The following is a 20,723-nucleotide window of genomic DNA, read 5'->3' as shown; positions in this document are numbered from 1 at the left end:
AGTGACCACCATGAGTTCCCAGACACCGGCTGAAGACCTGCACTACAACGTCGTGATCAGCGACGAGGAGCGATACTCGATATGGCCGGTCTACAAGGCGGTCCCGGCAGGGTGGCGACCGAGCGGGTTTTCCGGATCGAAGCAGGCGTGCCTCGATCATATCGAGGTGGAGTGGACCGACATGCGCCCCTTGAGTTTGCGGCGGTTGATGGACGGCGAAGCAGTAAACACAACCAGCGCGCAAGAATAGGACGTGACCCCATGGACGACCAACCATGGCCAAGCCCGGCGCCCGGCGCGGACGCCGGACCGGACAGGGAGTGGCTTGCGCAAGATGCAGTTCTCGATCTGCTCGTGCCGGAGGCGCTTGCACCGGTAATGGCGCCGGAAGAACACGACAAGGCCTACCTGCAGCACATTATCTGCGAGGCAATTGAGGCGTTCACGCTGCATTATCCCGAATGCCGCGCGCGTATCGCCGCACTTCTGGGCAACATGGAAAAGCCGATGTCCGATCCCGGCATCGTGGATGTCAGTGGCCTTCCGTTGACGTCCTTTCACGCGAACGACTACGACCGGTATTTCCGCGTGAACCGCATTACCACTGCCCAGCCCGCCCATGTTCTGCTGCGCAGCTTCCTGCAGGTCGCGCTGTCAGTCACCGATCTTTTCTGCCGGGCGCCCCACATGTCGGAGAAGGCGGCGAAAGCCCAGTTTGACGGTTTCGAGGTTCATGCAAGGCTTCTTGCAAGGTGCTTCGGCGTGGAGTGTGCAAGATGACCATTGCTTCCCCGTCGCCATCCCGGATCTGGCGCGAATTCCACTGGGCGTTTTTCATGAACGTGCAAGGGCTGGTTCTGTGCCTGCGTCGTTTCAACATGCAGGTGCATGAGGGCAACCACACCGAAGCGGACAGGGAATTGCGGGCAGCCGCGGTGCTCCTGCGCACATCTGCCAGCTCCATGGACCTCGCCGCCAGCTTCAGCAAGGCGGATTACGAAAACACCATCCGCGTCTCCATGACGCCGCCTTCAGTGGAATCCGATGACTTCAGCGGGCTGATGTCGTTCGATCATGCCGTTCTCATTCAGGTCTGGCGTGAAATGAAGGACGTGTTTGCCACGCTGCCGGTCGAACTCCACAACGCCCATGCTGAATTCGTCACAGCCTACAAACATCTGGCGGAAGGGCATGTCGGGGTCTGCTCACGTTTCGTCGGCTCCGACGCTGGCAGCCTGCGATACGGCGACCGGAAGGCGATCGATACGCTCCAGCGTTTCGAACGCGGCCGCCTCGGCATGATCGATCCCCCCAAAAAGGGCTGCCCGTTCCACAAGTAACGTGCGTGTTCAATTTCTAATCCAGCGAGAACTGCATATGTCCGACTATACCAGCGCTTCAAACCAGGATCGGAACGCCTTTCGGGTCGCCGTCATCGGTATGGCAGGCCGCTTTCCGGGAGCCTCCGACATCGAGAGCTTCTGGGATAATCTGGTTCATGGCCGGGAGTCGGTCAAAGAATGGACCGACGAGGAACTCATTGCGTTGGGTGTGCCGCCCGAGCAGCTTGCGGATGCGGATTTCGTGCGGGCTTCAGCACCGCTGGAGGGGGCTGACCAGTTCGACGCCGAATTTTTCGGCTACAGCCCCAGCGAGGCGGAAATTCTCGACCCGCAGCAGCGCCTGTTTCTCGAATGCGCATGGGCGGCGCTGGAGCGCGCCGGGTATCAGGGCGACACCTTCGACGGTTCCATCGGCGTCTATGCCTCGAGCGGCTTCAATACCTATCTTCTGAACCTGCACGCCAATGCCGCGGTGCGCCAATCGATCAGCCCCTTTGAACTGTTTGTCGCCAACGACAAGGATTTTCTAGCGACGCGCACGGCTTACAAGCTCAATCTGCGCGGACCGGCCATGACGGTGCAGACGGCCTGCTCCTCATCGCTTGTTTCCATCCATGTTGCGGCACAGAGCCTCATCGCGGGCGAATGCGATATTGCGCTCGCGGGCGGCGTAACGGTTTCCCGTTCGCATGGATATGTGGCGCGGGAAGGCGGAATATTGTCTCCTGACGGGCATTGCCGGGCGTTCGATGCGGATGCCGCCGGGACCGTTCCCGGCAGCGGCGTCGGCGTTGTCGTGCTCAAGCGTCTCGAAGATGCGCTTGCAGACGGCGATACGATCGACGCCGTCATCATCGGTTCGGCCATCAACAATGACGGCGCGCTGAAAGCAAGCTTCACCGCGCCGCAGGTGGACAGCCAGGCCATGGTCATCCGCGAGGCCCATGCGGCTGCGGGAATATCGGCCGATTCCATCGGTTATATCGAGGCGCATGGCACGGGAACATCGCTGGGGGACCCTATCGAAATTGCGGCGCTGACGCAGGCCTTTCGCAAGACGACGGCGCGCACCGGCTATTGCGCCATCGGCTCGGTGAAAACCAATATCGGCCACCTCGATACGGCCGCAGGCATTGCAGGCTTCATCAAGACCGTGCTTTGCCTGAAGCACCGCAGGATTCCCGCGAGCCTTCATTTCAGACAGGCAAACGCGAAGATCGACTTCCCGGCGAGCCCCTTTGCGGTCAATACGGCCCTGCGGGACTGGGCTGCTTCGGAAAGCCCCCGGAGAGCTGGCATCAGTTCTCTCGGTATCGGCGGAACGAATGCGCATGTGGTGCTGGAGGAGGCACCGGCCGACGCGGGCAGCCGCGCCAGGACGCAACCGGCATCCCCGCAGCTTCTGGTATTTTCGGCGCGCAATGATGCAGCGTTATCAGCATTGCTTTCAGCACAGGCAAAAGCGTTCGAGGCGGACCCGGAACTTGCCGTCTACGACGTTGCGTTCACGCTGCGTCATGGCCGAAAGGCTTTCAGCCATCGCCAGTCGGTGGTTGCCGATGACCTGGCGTCGGCTGCGGCGGAACTGCACCGTCTCGCGGCGGAAAAACCAGCTATTGCCGGCAGCACGCCGTCACCGGTTTTCCTGTTTCCCGGACAGGGAAGCCAATATGCCGGAATGGGGAAGGATCTCTACGAGCGGGTGGAGCTTTTCCGCGCGCCGTTCGATGCCTGCGCGGATCGTCTTTCCAAGATCATGCACCGCGATTTCCGCGCCGATCTCTTTGCCGGACATGACGACATCCAGACTACGGAGTTTGCCCAACCGGCGCTCTTTGCCGTGGAATATGCCCTTGCAAAGGCATGGATCGCGCAGGGTGTGATACCGCAGGCGCTCCATGGCCACAGCATAGGCGAATATGTGGCCGCCTGCCTGGCGGGTGTCTTCGATCTCGATACAGCACTTTCGCTCGTCGTGGCGCGCGGCCGGTTGATGCAACAGGCCGCCCCCGGCGCAATGCTTGCTGTCGTTCATCCCGATGCGCCGGTCGACCGCTGGCTTGGCGCAGAGATTGCCCTGGCGGCCAGCAATGCGCCCGGCCTCAGCGTCGTTTCAGGCCGCCTGGATGCCATCGCAAGGCTCGAAACGGAACTCAAACAGGAACGTTACGTGACTCGGCGACTGAAGACCGGACATGCATTCCATTCACCGATGATGGCGCAGGCCGCAACGCGCTATCTGGCAGAGCTGCGAAATGTCAGGCTTTCCCCGCCGGCCATTGCGATGATCTCCAATGTGACGGGAACCTGGCTGAGCGCCTCGCAGGCGACGGATCCGAATTACTGGGCCAGACATCTTGAACAGACCGTGCGTTTCGATGAGGGGATGCGAACCCTTCTCGGCATTGACAATACAGTCTTCATCGAGGCCGGACCCGGCTCGGCACTGTCGGGTCTCATAAGCGAGCATGCTATCGCGGAAGACCGGATCATACCGTGCCTTGGCCGTGCCAGACCGGAAAACGAGACAGACCAATACCTTGCCGCACTGGGACAATACTGGAGGACGGGCGGACATCTCGACTGGCAGGCCGTATCGGCTGAAGGCAGCCGCGTGCCGCTCGCCACCTATCCGTTTCAGGGGCAGCGTTACTGGATTTCCGCCCAGACGGCAGGAAATCAGTCGCCTATCTCCACCCCCGTCGACGGCGCCAGAATCTTTCGTCCGACATGGCAGCGCCTGTCGCCGGCAACCCCGGCAGATTACAGAAACCGCCGTGTACTGATCCTTGATGAAGGACGCATCGGCAAATCCCTCGCCGCACGGCTGGAAGGCGCCGGCGCTCAGGTCTATCGCGCCATTGAAGGCGACAGGTTCGACGAGTGCGATTTCCGCTGCTTCAGCCTTGCGGGACATTCCGCGGCGGATTTTGCCCAGCTGCTCGACACCCTGGGCGAACGCGGGGCTCTGCCACAGGACATCCTTTATCTGTGGCCGCTGAAGTTCGGCAGGCGCAACGAAGTTGCGGCCCTGCTCAATCTCGTGCGGGCTCTCACCGCACAGGGACATAAAAGCAAGCTGACGCTGGTGACCAATGGAGCAGCGGATGTCACCGGGCTGGAGAGCCTCGACGACCTGCAGTCTCAGCTGCCGGGCATCCTGAAGGTCGCCGGTCAGGAGTATGAAGATCTGACCTGCAGGCATATCGATATCATGGTCACGCCGGACACGGCGGATCAGGCGATCGCTGATCGCCTCCTGGCAGAATTCAACGGAACCGGCCCGATGCTCGCCATAAGGGGCCCGCATCGGTGGTCACATGGCTTTGCGCCGCTCGACCTGCCTGAACCGCAGGTATCGGCTCGCCTGAAGAAAAACGGCGTTTATGTCGTGATCGGCAATATCGCCGAAGGTGTCGGCACCGTCTGGCTGAATCATCTTGCGAAAATATCCGGCACACGCCTGTCCGTGCTGCAACCCATCAACGATGCGGAGACCGCCATTCAGTCGGAAGCAGCTATCGATACGCGCCGGATCGACTGCAATGATCCGGCTGCCATCGGCGCGGCACTGGATGAGGTGGTGTCGAGGCGTGGGCGGATCGACGGGATTTTTCTGAGCATGCCGCAGGCGAACCGGCGGGCGGCAGCGCCGCTTTCGATGATGGACGATACGCATCTCAGCTACAATGAAGCGGTTCGCATCGCGCCGCTGCGTGCGCTCATAAAAGCCATGGAGCAACGGCGGGCAGGTTTCTGCTGCATTCAGTCATCGCTTGCAACCGTTATCGGCGGCGTCGGGCTCGCCGCTTATACATCGGGATATCAGGCGGTGGAGTTGCTTGTGGCTGCTCAGTCGCGCGGCACAAGAATGCCCTGGTTCGCCATTGGTTACCCGCTCATCGATGTTCTGGCTGCCGGCAAACGTTCCTCGCTCGACACCAACGCCTATGCGATTGCCTCGGAGGATGCCTGGGACCTGACGAGAAAGATCATCGAGAACGGCATTACCGGCACAACGATGCTATCGCGCAGCGACATCACCGTGGCACCACCCGCGGGCAAGAAGGCGCAACTATCGAAAGCACCGGTTTCGGGTCGCGCAAGGCCGGCGATGTCCACACCCTTTATTGCCCCGCGCACCCGCATCGAAACCACGGTCGCAGGCATTTTCGAAGAGCTGATCGGCGTGAGCGGGATCGGCGTCGATGACGGGTTTTATGAGCTGGGCGGCCACTCGCTTCTGGCCATCCGCGTTGTCGCCAAGCTCAGAGAAACGTTCCCGGTCAAGATCGAAATGCGTGAACTCCTCTTCGAAAACCCGACGGTCGCCCGCGTGGCGAGCATGATTACCGCCCATATGCCTGATGAAGGTGACCTGGACGAAATGGCAGCGTTGCTGATGGAAATCGAAGGCCTTTCCGACAGTGAAGTCCAAAGCGCGCTTGGAGGAGCAGAAGCACGATGAACGAATTCTACGCCAAACTCGCGAACCTTTCGCCCGAGCGCCGTCGCCTCATAGAGCAGCGTCTTGCCGAGCGGGGATATCAGTCGGCTCTCGACTCCGTCATTCCGGGACGCGAGGAAGGCAATGTTGATCGGCCCCTGTCCTTTGCACAGCAGCGCCTGTGGTTCATGCAACAGCTTGAACCTGACAACACGGCTTACAACATGCGCAGCATCCTGCGGTTTCGGGGAAAACTCGACAGGACGGCATTGGAAGAGGCGCTGGCGAATGTCGTAAAACGGCATGAGCCGCTGCGAACCCGCTTCGTTCCCGGCACAGACGGCTTTCCGGAACAGGATATTCTGGCGGCCGGAGACACAGAAATCGAATTCCTCGACCTTGGACAGGACATTGATGCCGAAGCCACGGCCCGCCAGCACATCCTGCAGCGGCTTTCCGAGCCCTATGACCTCAGCCATCCGCAATTGCGCGCAATGCTGGTTCGCCTGTCCGCCGAAGATCATCTGCTGGCGGTCGGGCTGCACCACATCGCCGGCGACCGGTGGTCCATGACCGTGCTCGCCCGGGATCTCGCGGGCTTCTACAAGAAGATGACCGGCCAGTCGCACCACCTGCCTGACATTCGCGTTCAATATGCCGACTGGGCGATCTGGCAGGGAAAGATGCTGCGCGGCCCGGTGCTTGAAAACCAGCTCGCATACTGGAAAAAGGCGCTTGGAACCGACCTGCCGGTACTGGACCTGCCATTCGACCGCCCGCGCCCGGCCATTGCAAGCTTTCTCGGCGCGCAATTTGCCGTCTCCATCGACCCGGCACTTTCAGGACAGCTGAGGGCGCTCGCACGGGCCCATAATGTCAGCCTTTATGTCCTGCTTCTCTCCGCTTTCAAACTGGTGCTGCATCTCTATTGCGACAGCGATGATATCGTGGTGGGCAGTGAAGTCGCAAACCGCGACAGGCCGGAAACCCAGGCGATGATCGGCCCCTTGGTCAATACGCTGGTCCTGCGTACCGATCTTGCGGGCAATCCGGATTTCTTAGGCCTGCTGCAGCGCATCAGTGAGACCGTCCGCACCGGCCTGGCAAACCAGGACGTACCTTATGAGCGGATCGTCGAGGCTCTCAATCCGAAACGCTCCCTTTCCGAGATGACGCCGCTGTTTCAGGCCAAATTCGATCTTCAGCACAATCTGGCTAGGTTGCCCGAACTAAACGGTCTTGCCATCGAAACCCTGCGTCTGCCCGACGGTGCCGCAAAAAACGAAATCCGTTTCAATCTCGAGGACAATGACCCTGACATCGGCGGCAAGATCGAATATGCAACCGATCTCTTCAATGAGGAGACGGTCTCCACCCTATGGCGGCGTTTCGAACATGTGTTGCGCACGATCGTCGAGGATCCCGCCCGTAGGCTGTCGGAATTTTCTCTTCTGTGCGACGACGAGCAGCAGGAACAGATCCGCCGGTCCGCCGGCCAGGCGCTGACATCCAACGGGCTTTGCCTGCACGAGATGCTGACGGCGCAGGCGACACGCACGCCGGAAAAATCCGCAGTGGCAAGCGAACATGGCAAGCTCACCTATCGGGACCTCGATCAACGAAGTGAGGCGATTGCCGCCGCGCTCGCCGCCGGCGGGTTTGGCCGCGGCTCCATCGTCGGCGTCTGCATGCAGCGCACGCCGGATCTCATCGCGGCCCTGTTCGGCGTATTAAAAGCAGGCGCGGCCTATGTGCCGCTCGATCCGGACTACCCTTCCGAGAGGCTTTCCTTCATCGCACGGGATGCGGCCATCAGGGTCATACTGACGGATAGTGACCGGCTGGCATTCGATGCCACGGACGATCTGACGCTCCTTGAGGTCGGTAAACTGCCCGATGCGATCGTTTCCGCCGCTTACGCCTGCGATCCGGCCGATCTTGCCTACATAATCTATACGTCCGGCTCGACAGGGCGACCGAAGGGCGTGGCGATCACGCATGGCAATGCCGCCGCCCGCATGCAGTGGGCGGCCAACAACTTCACCGCAGACGAGCTAACAGGCGTCCTGGCATCGACCTCGGTCTGCTTCGATCTTTCCATATTCGAGATTTTCGGCACACTTTCCTGCGGCGGCCAGGTGGTTCTGGCCAACACACTCTTCGATCTGCCGCGTTTGCGGGATGTCACCGAGGTAAGCCTGATCAACACCGTTCCAAGTTTGCTGCGCGAATATCTGCGCCACGACACGCTTCCGGCATCCGTTCGCGCCGTCAATCTTGCCGGAGAGCCCCTGCCGCCGGTCCTGCTTGAAGAACTGGCGAAGAAGGCACCGCAGGCACGCATACACAATCTCTACGGACCTTCGGAAGATACGACCTACTCGACGGGCGCGATGGTTCGCGCCGGCGACGGGGAAAAAACGGTTTCCATCGGCGCACCCCTGCCGGGAACGGAAGCTTATGTCCTCGACCGGGCCGGACACCTCCGGCCTGACGGCTTGGCGGGCGAACTTTATCTCGGCGGAGCCGGTGTCACCCGCGGGTATCTGCGGCGACCGGGCCAGACGGCAGAGCGTTTCGTTCCGGACGCTTTCTCAGGCCGGTCATCCGCCTATCTCTACCGCACCGGCGACCGGGTCAGGCGCCGCGCCGATGGCACGCTGGAATTTCATGGACGTCTCGACAATCAGGTCAAGATCAGGGGCCTGCGGATCGAGATCGGCGAGATCGAACACCAGCTCGAGGATGTCGACGGCGTCAACGAGGCGGTCATCGCAGTCATCGGCGATGAAGCAAGCCCGGAACGCCAGCTGGCCGCCTATATTTCGCTCGATGCCGGACGACAGCTGATAGTGGAAGACATCCGCGCTGCGCTGGCAAGGAAGCTGCCCTCCCACCTCGTCCCGGCATTATGGACCATCCTGCCGGCCTTGCCGCATCTGCCGAACGGCAAGATCGATCGCAGCGCCCTGCGCGCACTCAAAGTAAAGACGCCTGACGGAAGCGGCACCGCACCGCGAAACGATATCGAGGAACGGCTTGCAGCAATTTGGCAGGACGTCCTTCAGACGAGCATGATCGATGTCGAGCGCAGCTTCTTCGAGATGGGCGGACATTCGCTCCTCGCCATCAGGATCATAGCCCGCGTAAAAGCCGATTTCGGGGTTCCACTTCCGCTGAAGGCAATTTTCGAGACACCGACAATCGCTGGGCTGGCAAACCGACTTGAGAACGAGACGGAGGAAGTCCTCAACGCCGACGGTCACTCGATTATCCATAATCCTGAAGACCGCCATGAGCCGTTTCCGCTGACGGATATCCAGCATGCCTACTGGATTGGTCGCAACCAGGGCTTCGAACTCGGCAGCGTCGGCTCCCATGGCTATCGGGAATTCGATATCGACAATCTCGATACCGATGCGCTGGAAAACGCCATCAACGCACTTGTTGCGCGCCACGACATGCTGCGCGCCATCGTCGATGCCGATGGGCGGCAGCGCGTGCTGGCGGACGTTCCCCACTACAGGTTGCCGGTGGCGGATCTGCGGGATGAGACTGATCGCGCTACCTGCCTGATGGACATCAGAAACAGGCTGTCGCACAATATTTTCAAGGCGGATCGCTGGCCGCTGTTTCACATCGAGGCTGCCCGGCTTGATGGGAAGACAACGAGGCTGTTCGTCAGTTTCGATGTTCTCATCGGCGACGCCTGGTCGCTGAAATTGATGGGCACCGAGCTAGCGGCGCTCATGCAGAAACGCGCGCTTCCTGAAATCGGACTGACATTCCGGGATTATGTTCTGTTTGAGAAATCCGCGCATAACAATTCTGCCTATGAACGGGCGCGGGAGCACTGGTCTGCCCGCATAGCCAATTTGCCAGCCTCACCGGATCTGCCGCTGGCATGCAACCCATCGCAGATCGAGCATCCGCGCTTCACGCGTCGCCGGGGCCGGCTTGCCGCTAAAGACTGGTCGCGTTTCAAGGAACTGGCCCAGAGCGCTGGTCTGACCCCGACAGCCGCGATCATGACGATCTTCGCGGAAGTTCTGGCGCGCTGGAGCAGACGTCAGGATTTCACCCTCAATCTGACTGTGTTCAGTCGCGAACCGGTTCATCAGGATGTGGAAAATATCGTCGGTGACTTCACGGCGTCACTCCTGCTGGGGCTTGATTTTTCGGCACGCGCCGACTTCACCACGCGCGCGCGTCAGGTTCAGTTGCGTCTGATGGAAGATTTGGAACACAGGCTTTTCAGTGGTGTTTCCGTGCTTCGCGAACTGGCGAAACAGAACGGGCGTTCCGGCGGCGCCCTGATGCCCGTGGTTTTCACCAGCGTGCTGGGCCAGGCATCGAGAGACGACAGCACTCCGCGTCTCGATACGCGACTGGTGGACAGCGTCAGCCAGACGCCGCAGGTCTATCTCGACCATCAGGTCTCCGAAGATCAGGGCGAGCTCGTCTATAATTGGGATGCGGTCGAGGAACTCTTCCCGCCATTGATGCTGGACATGATGTTTGCCGCCTATCAGACATTGCTGCGGGCGCTGGCGAGCGACGATGCAGCATGGCAGACCGAGCCCGATATCGTTGATTGCCAGGCGTTCGAAACGCTCAATAGCAGGGCGAAAATCGCGCTTCCTGACAATACGCAGCTCCTGCATGAAGCGTTTTTCGAGAGAGCTGCGAAAAGCCCTGACAAGATCGCCGTCTGCGCAGAGGGTATCGAACTGACTTACGGACAGGTGGCTGAACGCGCGCTGGCGCTGGCAGCTATCCTGCAGAAAGCCGGCGCGGGTCCGAACGACCGGGTTGCCGTTTCTCTGCCGAAGGGCGCAGATCAGGTGATCGCCTGCCTCGGCATTCTGGCAAGCGGCGCGGCCTATGTGCCTGTTGACCCCGATCTGCCTGCGGAGCGGCGTTTCGAGCTGGTGGAAGATACGGCGGCCGATCTCGTCATCGCCGAGGGGGGCGACTGGCCGCAGCGGGTAACGGTGATTGCGGTTCCCGAAGAAGGAGTGGCAAGACCTTCATTCTCGGCAACCGAACCATCGGACCTCGCCTACATCATCTTCACATCAGGTTCGACCGGAAAACCAAAAGGCGTGATGATCGACCATCGCGGTGCGCTGAATACGATCCTCGACATCAATCGCCGCTTTGCTATCTCCGCCGAAGACCGGGTTTTCGCGCTCTCGTCTCTGAGCTTCGACCTTTCGGTCTACGATATATTCGGTCCGCTTGCCGTTGGCGGCGCCATCGTCATTCCCGTTGGCGAGGAAGTGTCGGACAATGCCCGCTGGATGAAACTTCTGCTACAACATCGGGTGACGGTGTGGAACTCCGTGCCAGCTCTTGCGCAATTGCTGCTGGCCGAACTGCCGACGCTCAAGGAAAAGCCTCCACTGCGCCTGATCATGATGAGCGGTGACTGGATTCCCGTCAGCCTGCCTCAAGCCTTGAAGGCACAATTGCCAGATGCCGATCTCATCAGCCTTGGCGGGGCAACCGAAGCTTCCATCTGGTCGATTTTCCACCCGATCGGGGAAGCCTTGCGGAACTGGACGAGCATCCCCTATGGCCAGCCGTTGGCGAACCAGCGCTGGTATGTACTCGATGATCAGGGGCGGCCCTGCCCGCCATGGGTCACGGGTCGGCTGTTTATCGGCGGCATCGGTGTTGCGCGTGGTTATTGGGGGCGGCCGCAACTGACCGCCGAACGCTTCATTCCCGATAGTTTTGCGGACGAAGAAGATGCTGGAAATGGCGCACTTCTGCTTTACGAAACCGGCGATCTCGGGCGGCTGCGGCCGGAGGGATTGCTGGAGTTTCTGGGGCGCGAAGATTTCCAGGTGAAGGTCAACGGCTTCAGGATCGAGCTCGGGGAAATCGAGACCGCGCTGCTGCAAAATGAGAATGTCGCCGAAGCCGTGGTGACGACGACGGGACAGCCCCCTGCCCTCGTCGCCTATATCGTTCCGAATACCAAAGGCAGCCTTATCGGCAAACTGGAAGCAAAGGCCGGCCGCTCAGGCAATGGCGGGTTGGGCGAAGCCGGAAACACCGTCGATTTGCCCACGCCGGACGGGCTGTTGCACGACGCGATCGCCCGGCAAAGTCATCGCCGCTTTTTGAACGCTCCGGCGGAGCTTCAGAAAATCGGCCATCTCTTGGCCAGTATACGGGCCTTCGATGTTCCCGGCACACCGCTGAAAAAGGCGCTTTACCCGTCAGCGGGCGGACTTTATCCGGTTCAGACCTATATTCTGGTCCAGGATGGCCGGATCGAGGGGCTGTCCGCCGGCTGGTATCGTCATCATTCCGCCGAACACCGGCTTGAATTTCTGGCGGCCGCTTCGCAGGAACAGATTGCGGCAATCGCCGGCAAGAGCGACGATATCGTCGGGCAATGTGCTTTCCTCGTGCTTTTCACCGGCCTCACGGCACCCATGGCGCGCAGCTACAGGGAAAAGGCCAGAGACTTTTGCCTGCTGGAAGCCGGTCATATGGCACAGACGATGATGCTGCATGCGCCGCTTCTCGATATCGGCCTTTGCGCTGTGGGCGGCGTCGATCTGACCGCCATCACATCGGCACTGGCAACAGAAGAAGACGAGGAGCCGCTTTACGTGCTGGCCGGCGGATCCATCAATCCAGCATGGAACACACAGTGGCAGGCATCCACTCAAATGCGGGGTGAAACCCTCTCTGAGCGGCTCCGCGTCTTTCTTGCCGGAAAACTTCCCGCCTATATGGTGCCCCGCGAATTCGTGATCATGGAACGGTTGCCTCTCAGCGCCAATGGCAAGGTTGACCGAAAGGCCCTGCCCGCACCGGGCGCGAGGGCACGCCGCACCGTTGCCCCGGCGACCGAAAACGAGGCAACACTTCTGGCGATCTGGCACGAACTCCTGTCCAGCGACAACGCGGGCGTGGAGGATAACTTCTTCGAAGCCGGCGGCGATTCACTGACGATTATGCAGCTGCTGTCGCGCATCAGGCAGGAATTTTCGGTTCACCTGACGCTTGCCCAACTCTTTGGCGCCACCACCGTCAAAGCCCAGTCGGAATTGCTCAGCTCACTTTCACCGTCCCTGCCGGACGAAGCGGAAACCGGCATCTCCCCGATCATTCCGCAGACATCCGTGAACGACCTTTCCGAGAGTGACGTGGATAGAATGCTGAAGCAGATGCTCTCCGGCCAAAAGGACCAGTAGACGTGAATACAATGGATATTTCCCGACTGACACCGGATGAAAAGCGCCAGCTTCTGCAGCGCCTGATGGCTGGACAGCAGGCATCCGAAAAAAAGAACTTCCGCCTGAGCCATGCCCAGGAACGTATCTGGTTCGTGGAGCAGATGCAGCCCGTCACAGGCGCATATTCGATACCCGTCGCCATCAGGCTGGAAGGTCTGCTCGACCGCAACAGGTTGAAGACCTGCTTCGATATGGTGGTGCAGCGCCATGAAAGCCTGCGGACGGTTTTCGAGGTCCGGGACGGAGAGCCGTTCCAGGTCATCGCTTCGCACACAACGACAGACTTCAGTTTTCACGAACTGGGCAATGACGAGCACGCACGCGACGACGCCATAAGCCGCTTTGCGCGGGAACCGCTCGATCTCTCGCAAGGTCCGCTGTTTCGCGTCGGCCTGTTCTCCGTCGCACCTGGCGAGCATATTCTCGTCATGGTGATCCATCACATCATTTCCGACTACGCCTCGTTGCAGATCCTGACCGATGAGGTCTACAGGCTCTATAGCGCAGCCGGCTCTCCATCCACGGGCCAGCTGACGGCACTCGATATCCAGTATCGCGACTATGCAGAATGGCAACGTAACGGCACCGCAGCGCTTTCAGGTCAGATCGATTACTGGCGCGAACAGCTGCGTGACGCACCGCTGCTGCTTCAACTCCCGTTCGATTTCGCCCGGCCGGTGACGCAGACGTTCCACGGCGCCCGGCACAAATTCCACCTCGGGCCGGACCTCTCCGCTGCCATCAAGGATCTGGCGAAAAGCCGGAAACTGACGACATTCATGGTGCTGCTGGCGGCCTATCAGATTCTGCTCGCCCGCCTTTCGAGATCGGACGACATCTGCATCGGCACGACGGCATCAAGCCGGAACCTGGCTCAAACCCGCAACCTCATCGGGCTGTTCGTCAACAATCTCGTCATGCGGACGCGCCTGCAACCGAATGACACTTTCGATACGCTGCTCGAACGGGTTCGGGATACGACGCTTGAAGCCCTGTCCAATCAGGATGTGCCCTTTGAGCAGGTGGTGGATGCGCTGAATGTCAAGCGCGACATCGGCCATAACGCCCTGTTCCAGTCAACTTTCGTGCTTCACAATGCGTCTGGTGCAACTTTCGACCTCGGCGATATCAAGGTAACGCCGATCGCACTCGATTCCGGCGCCTCGCGTTTCGATCTCAGCCTCGACATGCACGAGGGACGGGGAAATGAAGGTTTCAGTGGCGTTTTCGAGTTTAACACGGACCTCTTCCTGCTTGAAACGGTGGCACGCTTCTCCGGCTATTTCCTAAGACTGCTCGGCGGGCTCGTATCGAACCCCGGCGGCCGCATCGCCGAAATCGACCTGCTGGGCGAGACTGAGCATGCGGCCATAGCGGCTGCGAACCGGACAAACGTCGCCGTTCCTTCGACAGATGTTGCGTTGCTGCTGGAAGAGACGGCAAAGGCGCGCGGCTCGTTTGCGGCTGTGCGTTGCGGCGACCGGCAATATTCGCACGGAAATCTGAACGATGCCGCCAACCGCGTCGCATCCGGTTTGAGTGATCACATCGGCAAAGGCAAATCTCATCCCCGCGTCGCCATCTGCCTGCCGCGTTCCGAAAACCTCGTCATCGCCATCCTCGCAGTGCTGAAGCTCGGTGGCCATTATGTGCCTCTAGACACCGGGCACCCGGCGGAACGGCGCGCACTCATTCTCGAGGACTGCAAGCCTGACATCACTCTCGTCAGCGAGGCTGACGATGACGCTGCGAAAGCAGCATATCCATGCGATTGCATAGCGATTGAACCTCTGCTGCGTGCAACTGGCTCCTTCGGCAATCCGCATCGCGAGACGCTGCCTGACGATCTGGCCTACATCATCTACACGTCAGGTTCGACGGGCAGGCCGAAAGGCGTGCCGATCCGGCAGAAAAGCCTGGTCAATCTTCTGGGCAGCATGGCGAGCCGGCCGGGCATGTCCGCTGAAGACCGGCTCCTCGCCGTCACCACACCGGCCTTTGATATCGCCACCCTGGAGCTGCTGATGCCGCTTATGGTCGGCGGCCTGCTGATCATCGCCGAAGCCGATGATGTCTATGACGATATGGCCCTTTCGGAGCTTATCCGGAACCACGGCGCGACGATGATGCAGGCGACCCCCGCGACATGGCGGCTGATGGCCGATGCCGACTGGAAGGCTCCTACGGGTTTCAGGATGCTTTGCGGCGGCGAGGCGCTGGAGCCGGGCCTTGCCCGCCGGCTGCTAGCGACCGGCGGCGAATTGTGGAACCTCTACGGCCCGACCGAAACGACGATCTGGTCCACCTGCACACGCATATGCGCCGAACATCTGGAGCTTCCTGCCCTTCCGATCGGTGAGCCAATCGCCAATACGCAGCTTCATTTGCTCGATGACGCGCTGATGCCGGTGCCGGCAGGCATTATAGGAGAACTGTACATCGGCGGCGAAGGTCTCAGTCCTGGCTATTTCAACCGCGAAGATCTGACTTCGCGCGCATTCGTCGAGGGACCAGCCGCAGGTTTGAACGGTGGACCTGAAACATCGAGACTCTACCGGACAGGTGACCTGATGCGGCGTTCCGCCGCCGGGCATCTTCTTTATGTCGGCCGCGCCGATTTTCAGGTCAAGCTTCGCGGTTTCCGCATCGAACTCAGCGAGATCGAGGCGATCCTCGCCTCGCAGCCATCCATCGAGCAGGCCGTGGTTACCCTTTGGCAGGATGAAGAAGGCTCGGGCACCCTCGTTGCCTATTGCCGCCCCGGGACAGGCCCGGTGGACGAGGAAGCGATTCGCATAGCGCTCGCCTCACAGCTTCCCTCCTACATGCTTCCTGCCGCCTATGTCTGGATCGATAGTCTTCCATTAAACGCGAATGGCAAGATCGATCGCAAGCGGCTTGAGCGACCGAAACAGATAGTCTCGTCAGCCGCCTATGCCGCCCCACGCGAAGGCACCGAGCAGTTGGTCGCGGCCATATGGTGTGAATTGCTCGGCGCCGAAAAGATCGGTCGTGAGGACAATTTCTTCACGGTTGGCGGCCATTCCCTGATGGCGACGCGGATGCTCGCGCGTTTGCGGACATCATTTACCGTCGACCTGCCGCTGCGCACCATTTTTGAGAAACCGGGGCTTGCGGAATTTGCCGGTGCTGTCGATGCGCTGGTTGCCGTGACGGGACGCAGGCCCGAAGCGGCTTCTTCCGGACTGGCAAAGCGGAACCATGCCGGCCGAACGCCACTGTCGTATGCACAGAACAGACAATGGGCGCTTGCGCAGCTGGAACCGGACAGCCCGCTCTATAACATCCCGTTTGCCCTGAAGATCAGGGGAGCGCTCGATTTCGAAATCCTCTCGCATGCGCTGGAACTGACGGCGCAAAGACAGGATATGCTGCGCAGCCGGTTCGTTTCGGTCGATGGCAAGCCCTTTGTCGAGACCGACCCGGAGATAACGTTCCGCATCTTGCCGGAAGAGATCGGCGACCGGGAACTCGAGGCTGCCCTGCTCGATTGCGCGCGCCGGCCACTCGATCTTGCCGTTGCGCCACTCCTACGCATTCACGCCTTTCGCAACGGCCCGCAGGACCATGTCCTGCTTTTCATATTGCACCACATCATCGGCGACGCCCTTTCAGCGGAAATTCTGCTGAACGACGTTGCAACGTTTTACGCGTCCCTCTTGAAGAACGCGGCGCCGCCAAACGGGGCGCTGCCCCTGCAATATGCGGATTTTGCAGTCTGGCAGCGGGAGCAGGACACGACGAATGAGGTCGATTACTGGCGAAGGACGCTTACAGGCGCTCCGCCACTGCTGGAATTGCCTACCGATTTTGTACGGCCCGCCATACAGGGCTTCTCCGGCGATAGCATCCGGTTCTCGCTTGACGCGGTTTTACTCGCAAAATTGCGGAAACTCTGCGACCAGCAAGGCGCTACCCTTTTCATGGGAATGCTGACGGCGTTCGCGACGCTGCTCCAGCGCGCCAGCGGCATGCGTGATATCGTCATCGGAACGCCTGTCTCCGAGCGTTTCCACCCCGATCTGGAAAACGTCATCGGGATGTTTGCCAATACGCTGGCGATCCGATTGCAGACGCAGGGCGGTGAGAGCTTCAACGAAGCACTGAAGACAGCCCGCAACACGGCATTAAGCGCTTTCGCCAACCAGGCCGCGCCGTTTGAGAAAGTGGTCGATGCGCTCTCGCTCCCTCGGACATGGAGCCATAACCCGCTGTTCCAGGCCATGCTCGTCTCGACGGTCGAAACCCGGCGCGAAGCCATTTCGCTTGCCGGCATGGAGTGGGAACGACTGGCACTTCCCGATAAGTCGTCGCGTGTGGACCTGACATTGTTCATCCATGAAACGGCGGAAGAATTTTCGTGCCGTCTGGAATATCGCAGCGATCTTTTCCGCCGCACAACCATGGAATCGCTGAGTGAGGCGCTGGTCGTCCTGCTTGAAAAGATTGTCGAACATCCTGATGTGCCACTCGAAAGGCTGTCCCTGCTATCGGGTAGCCAGCAGAAAAGGCTCCGGCAATGGAACGAGACGGGAGCAGCATTTCAGTCGCAGTGGCGCTGCCTGCACGACTTCGTGGAAGCGAGTGCCGAAGCCAATCCGCAGGCGATAGCCGTTACCGATCAGGACAAGAACCTGTCCTATGCCGAACTTGACCGGAGAGCCGACCGGCTCGCAAGCGGGCTCGCCGCAGCTGGCATAAGCAGGGGAAAACGGGTCGGCATCCGCCTTGGAAGAAGCGTAGAGCTGGTGGTCGCCATATTGGCCGTTCTTCGCACCGGCGCGGCCTATGTGCCGCTGGATCCGCGTTACCCTGCCGACCGCATAGAATTCATCGCAGTGGACGCCGATCTGGCGCTCATTCTGGTCACGACAGAGGAAGATATTTCGACTGTTGCACAGAATTTCCGATGCATGACTACGGGCATGTTGGAAAACCTGGCAGGCGGGGCCGTGCCAATGCCGGCGACGTCGGAATCCGATCTTGCCTATATCATCTACACATCAGGTTCGACCGGCAGACCGAAGGGCGTGGCCATCGAGCATCGAAACGCTGTTGCTTTCGTGCAATGGTGCCTGCACAGCTTCACCGGCGATCAGCTGTCCGGCGTGCTCGCCTCCACCTCGATCTGCTTTGATCTTTCGATCTTCGAAATATTTGCGACGCTTGCGGCGGGCGGACGCATCTTCATGGTGGACGATCTCTTCGCCTTCCCGAGCGCACCGTTTTCAGGCGACGTGACGCTGGTGAACACCGTTCCGACACCGATGTCCGAATTGCTCAAACTTGGCCCCCTGCCCAAGAGCGTGAAAACCGTTTGCCTGGCGGGAGAACCGCTTCCGCGCGAACTTGTCGCGCGGATTTACGCCAACGACCATGTCGAAAGCCTCTATAACCTGTACGGCCCCTCGGAAGACACGACCTACTCGACGGTGGCGCCGGTGCCTAAATCGGGAGAATGGTTCGGGATCGGAGTTCCGATTGCCAACACCCGCGCCTACGTGCTCGACGGCGAAATGAACGAGGTGCCGGTTGGAATTCCCGGCGAATTGTTCCTGTCCGGCAGCGGGCTGGCGCGTGGCTACTGGAACCGGCCCGGCCAGACGGCCGAGCGCTTTCTGCCCAATCCTTTTGCGGATTGCAACGAACACCGCCTCTTGTATCAGACCGGCGATATCGTGCGTAGACGTGATGACGGTGGCCTCGATTACATGGGGCGCGGCGACCGACAGCTGAAGCTCAACGGTTTTCGTATCGAACCGGGTGAAATTGAGGCCGTATTGCTGCAGCAGGAAGGGGTGCACGAGGCCGTTGCCGGGCTCTGGCGCGACGCCTCCAATCATCCGCGCCTGGCAATGTGGGTTGCCGGTGACCCTACACTCGAAATCGCCAAACTTGTCGCAATTCTCCGGCAACGTCTGCCCGAGCATTTCATTCCCGTGCTTGCGACCAGGCTCGATGCACTTCCACGCCTGCCAAACGGTAAGCTGGACCGATCTGCGCTGCCGGATCCCGCAACCTTTGGCGAACGCGCCACTGAAACCGCAAGTCCGCTCAATGACCAAGAAGACGTACTCGCGCAGATATGGCAAGGTTTGCTCGGTTGCGGAGACATCCGGCAAAACGACAATTTCTTCTCGCTCGGCGGCGATTCCATTCTTGCCATCCAGCTAGTTTCGCAGGCCCGCCAGAAGGGCTTGAAGATGACCCCGCGCGATGTATTCCTCCATCCCAAGCTCGCATCGCTCGCGGAAGCGACGCGCGTGGAAAGCACTGCGACGGCCGGAAACGGTGATGGCGATGATCAAGCTACGCTTGGGGCGATACAACGCTGGCTGCTGGATCAGGAACTGCCCGATCTTGCCCATTGGAACCAGGGATTGATCCTGAAACCCACTCAACCTCTCGATCCCGACAGGCTTGAAAAGGCGATTTTCAGGGTCCTCGAACAGCATCGTTCACTGCGCGCCAGATTTTTGCGCCAAAATGGGCAATGGCAACAGAAATTCGCCCCCCTTTCGGCGATGTCGCCGATGCAGCGACTGGCCGCCGCGGATGAGAACGACGTCACCGATTTTGCCAACAAGCTACATGCCGGTTTCGATCTTGGAGCCGGGCCTCTTTTCGGCGCGATTTTCGCAACATTGCCCGATGGTTCCGGACGCCTCATCCTTGCGGCCCACCACCTTATCGTCGATGGAGTGTCCTGGCGAATGATCGTCGCGGATATTGAGCGGCATTATCTGGAAACTGGCACCATTCGCTCCGGCGCGGTCGCGGCGGGCAGCTGGAACAGCCGGCTTTCGCGGTCGGTGCTTTTCGACGGAGAGGAGGCATATTGGCGCGGCATATGCGAGGAAGACGTGCAGGCGCTGCCACTCGACAACGAGAGTGGGAGTAATACTCAATCGGGTGCGGTGACGTACCGGCAGACGATTGACGCCGACACAACAAGACAACTGCTTAGGGATGTGCCGGAATGCTTCAGCATCGCCTCGAACGAAGTTCTGGTCGCAGCCCTTTATCTGGCGCTGCGGCAATGGAGCGGAAAGCCACGTCTGCGCCTTGAAATGGAAAGCCACGGCAGACCGCACCTGTTCGAGGACATCGACATTTCCGAAACGGTGGGCTGGCTGACCGCGCTTTATCCCGTGTTGTTCGATACGCCCGACGAGGCAACACCGGACCGCCTGCTTCTCGACGTCAAGGACACGTTGCGGCGAATTCCCAACAACGGCGTCGGTTTCGGCGTTCTGAAATATCTTCGCAACAAAGGTGAGCGTTTGGACTACGGCAAACCACAGGTCCGCTTCAACTATCTCGGCCAGATGGATGCCATGTTCGCAGCAGATAGTCTGTTTGCGCCTTCCGGCATCACATCCGGTCCGATGTACGGTCCAGACAATCCGCGCGATGCGATCCTCGAGATCAATGCCATGGTGGTGCGCGGCGAATTGCAATTGCAATGGGTCTATGGCGCGCAATTGCATTCCGAAGACACCATCAGGACACTGGCCGCCCATTTTCGGGACCATCTTGAAACGCTGATCCACCACTGCCTGAACGGTTCAGGTGCGGGTTTCAGCCCTTCTGATTTCCCGCTGATGGATCTCGGCCAGGACGAACTCGACAACCTGCTAAAGAGCTTGTGAC

The 20,723-nt window shown here is 60.0% G+C and carries 6 protein-coding genes; all 6 read left to right on the top strand.

Annotation, left to right across the window (positions count from 1 at the left end):
- The first annotated feature begins 10 nt into the window (after positions 1–10).
- From J5276_RS26625 to J5276_RS26600, 6 genes are read left to right on the top strand one after another with little or no spacing between them, the layout of a single operon-like run.
- A complete protein-coding gene (locus J5276_RS26625; RefSeq protein WP_112650640.1) occupies positions 11–250 on the top strand; it encodes an MbtH family protein in 240 nt (79 codons plus the stop codon).
- Positions 251–261: 11 nt separating this feature from the next.
- Complete coding sequence (locus J5276_RS26620) at positions 262–780, top strand: siderophore biosynthesis protein (RefSeq protein ID WP_065662637.1); 519 nt, start codon at positions 262–264, stop codon at positions 778–780.
- Complete coding sequence (locus J5276_RS26615) at positions 777–1,340, top strand: siderophore biosynthesis protein (RefSeq protein WP_112650639.1); 564 nt, start codon at positions 777–779, stop codon at positions 1,338–1,340. Before J5276_RS26620 ends, J5276_RS26615 begins: the two co-directional genes overlap by 4 nt.
- Before the next feature lie 37 nt (positions 1,341–1,377).
- Positions 1,378–5,811 (top strand): type I polyketide synthase, encoded by a 4,434-nt coding sequence (locus J5276_RS26610; RefSeq protein WP_174066495.1) that lies wholly within the window; start codon positions 1,378–1,380, stop codon positions 5,809–5,811.
- Complete coding sequence (locus J5276_RS26605) at positions 5,808–13,007, top strand: non-ribosomal peptide synthetase (protein WP_174066494.1); 7,200 nt, start codon at positions 5,808–5,810, stop codon at positions 13,005–13,007. The genes J5276_RS26610 and J5276_RS26605 overlap by 4 nt, the downstream gene beginning before the upstream one ends.
- A gap of 11 nt (positions 13,008–13,018) precedes the next feature.
- Complete coding sequence (locus J5276_RS26600; RefSeq protein WP_209159913.1) at positions 13,019–20,722, top strand: non-ribosomal peptide synthetase; 7,704 nt, start codon at positions 13,019–13,021, stop codon at positions 20,720–20,722.
- The last annotated feature ends 1 nt before the right edge of the window (position 20,723 follow it).

Source organism: Agrobacterium sp. S7/73, assembly GCF_019355535.1.
Classification (GTDB): domain Bacteria; phylum Pseudomonadota; class Alphaproteobacteria; order Rhizobiales; family Rhizobiaceae; genus Agrobacterium; species Agrobacterium tumefaciens.
The sequence above is the reverse complement of the archived record's forward strand: the minus strand, read 5'-3'. Positions and strand labels throughout refer to the sequence as shown.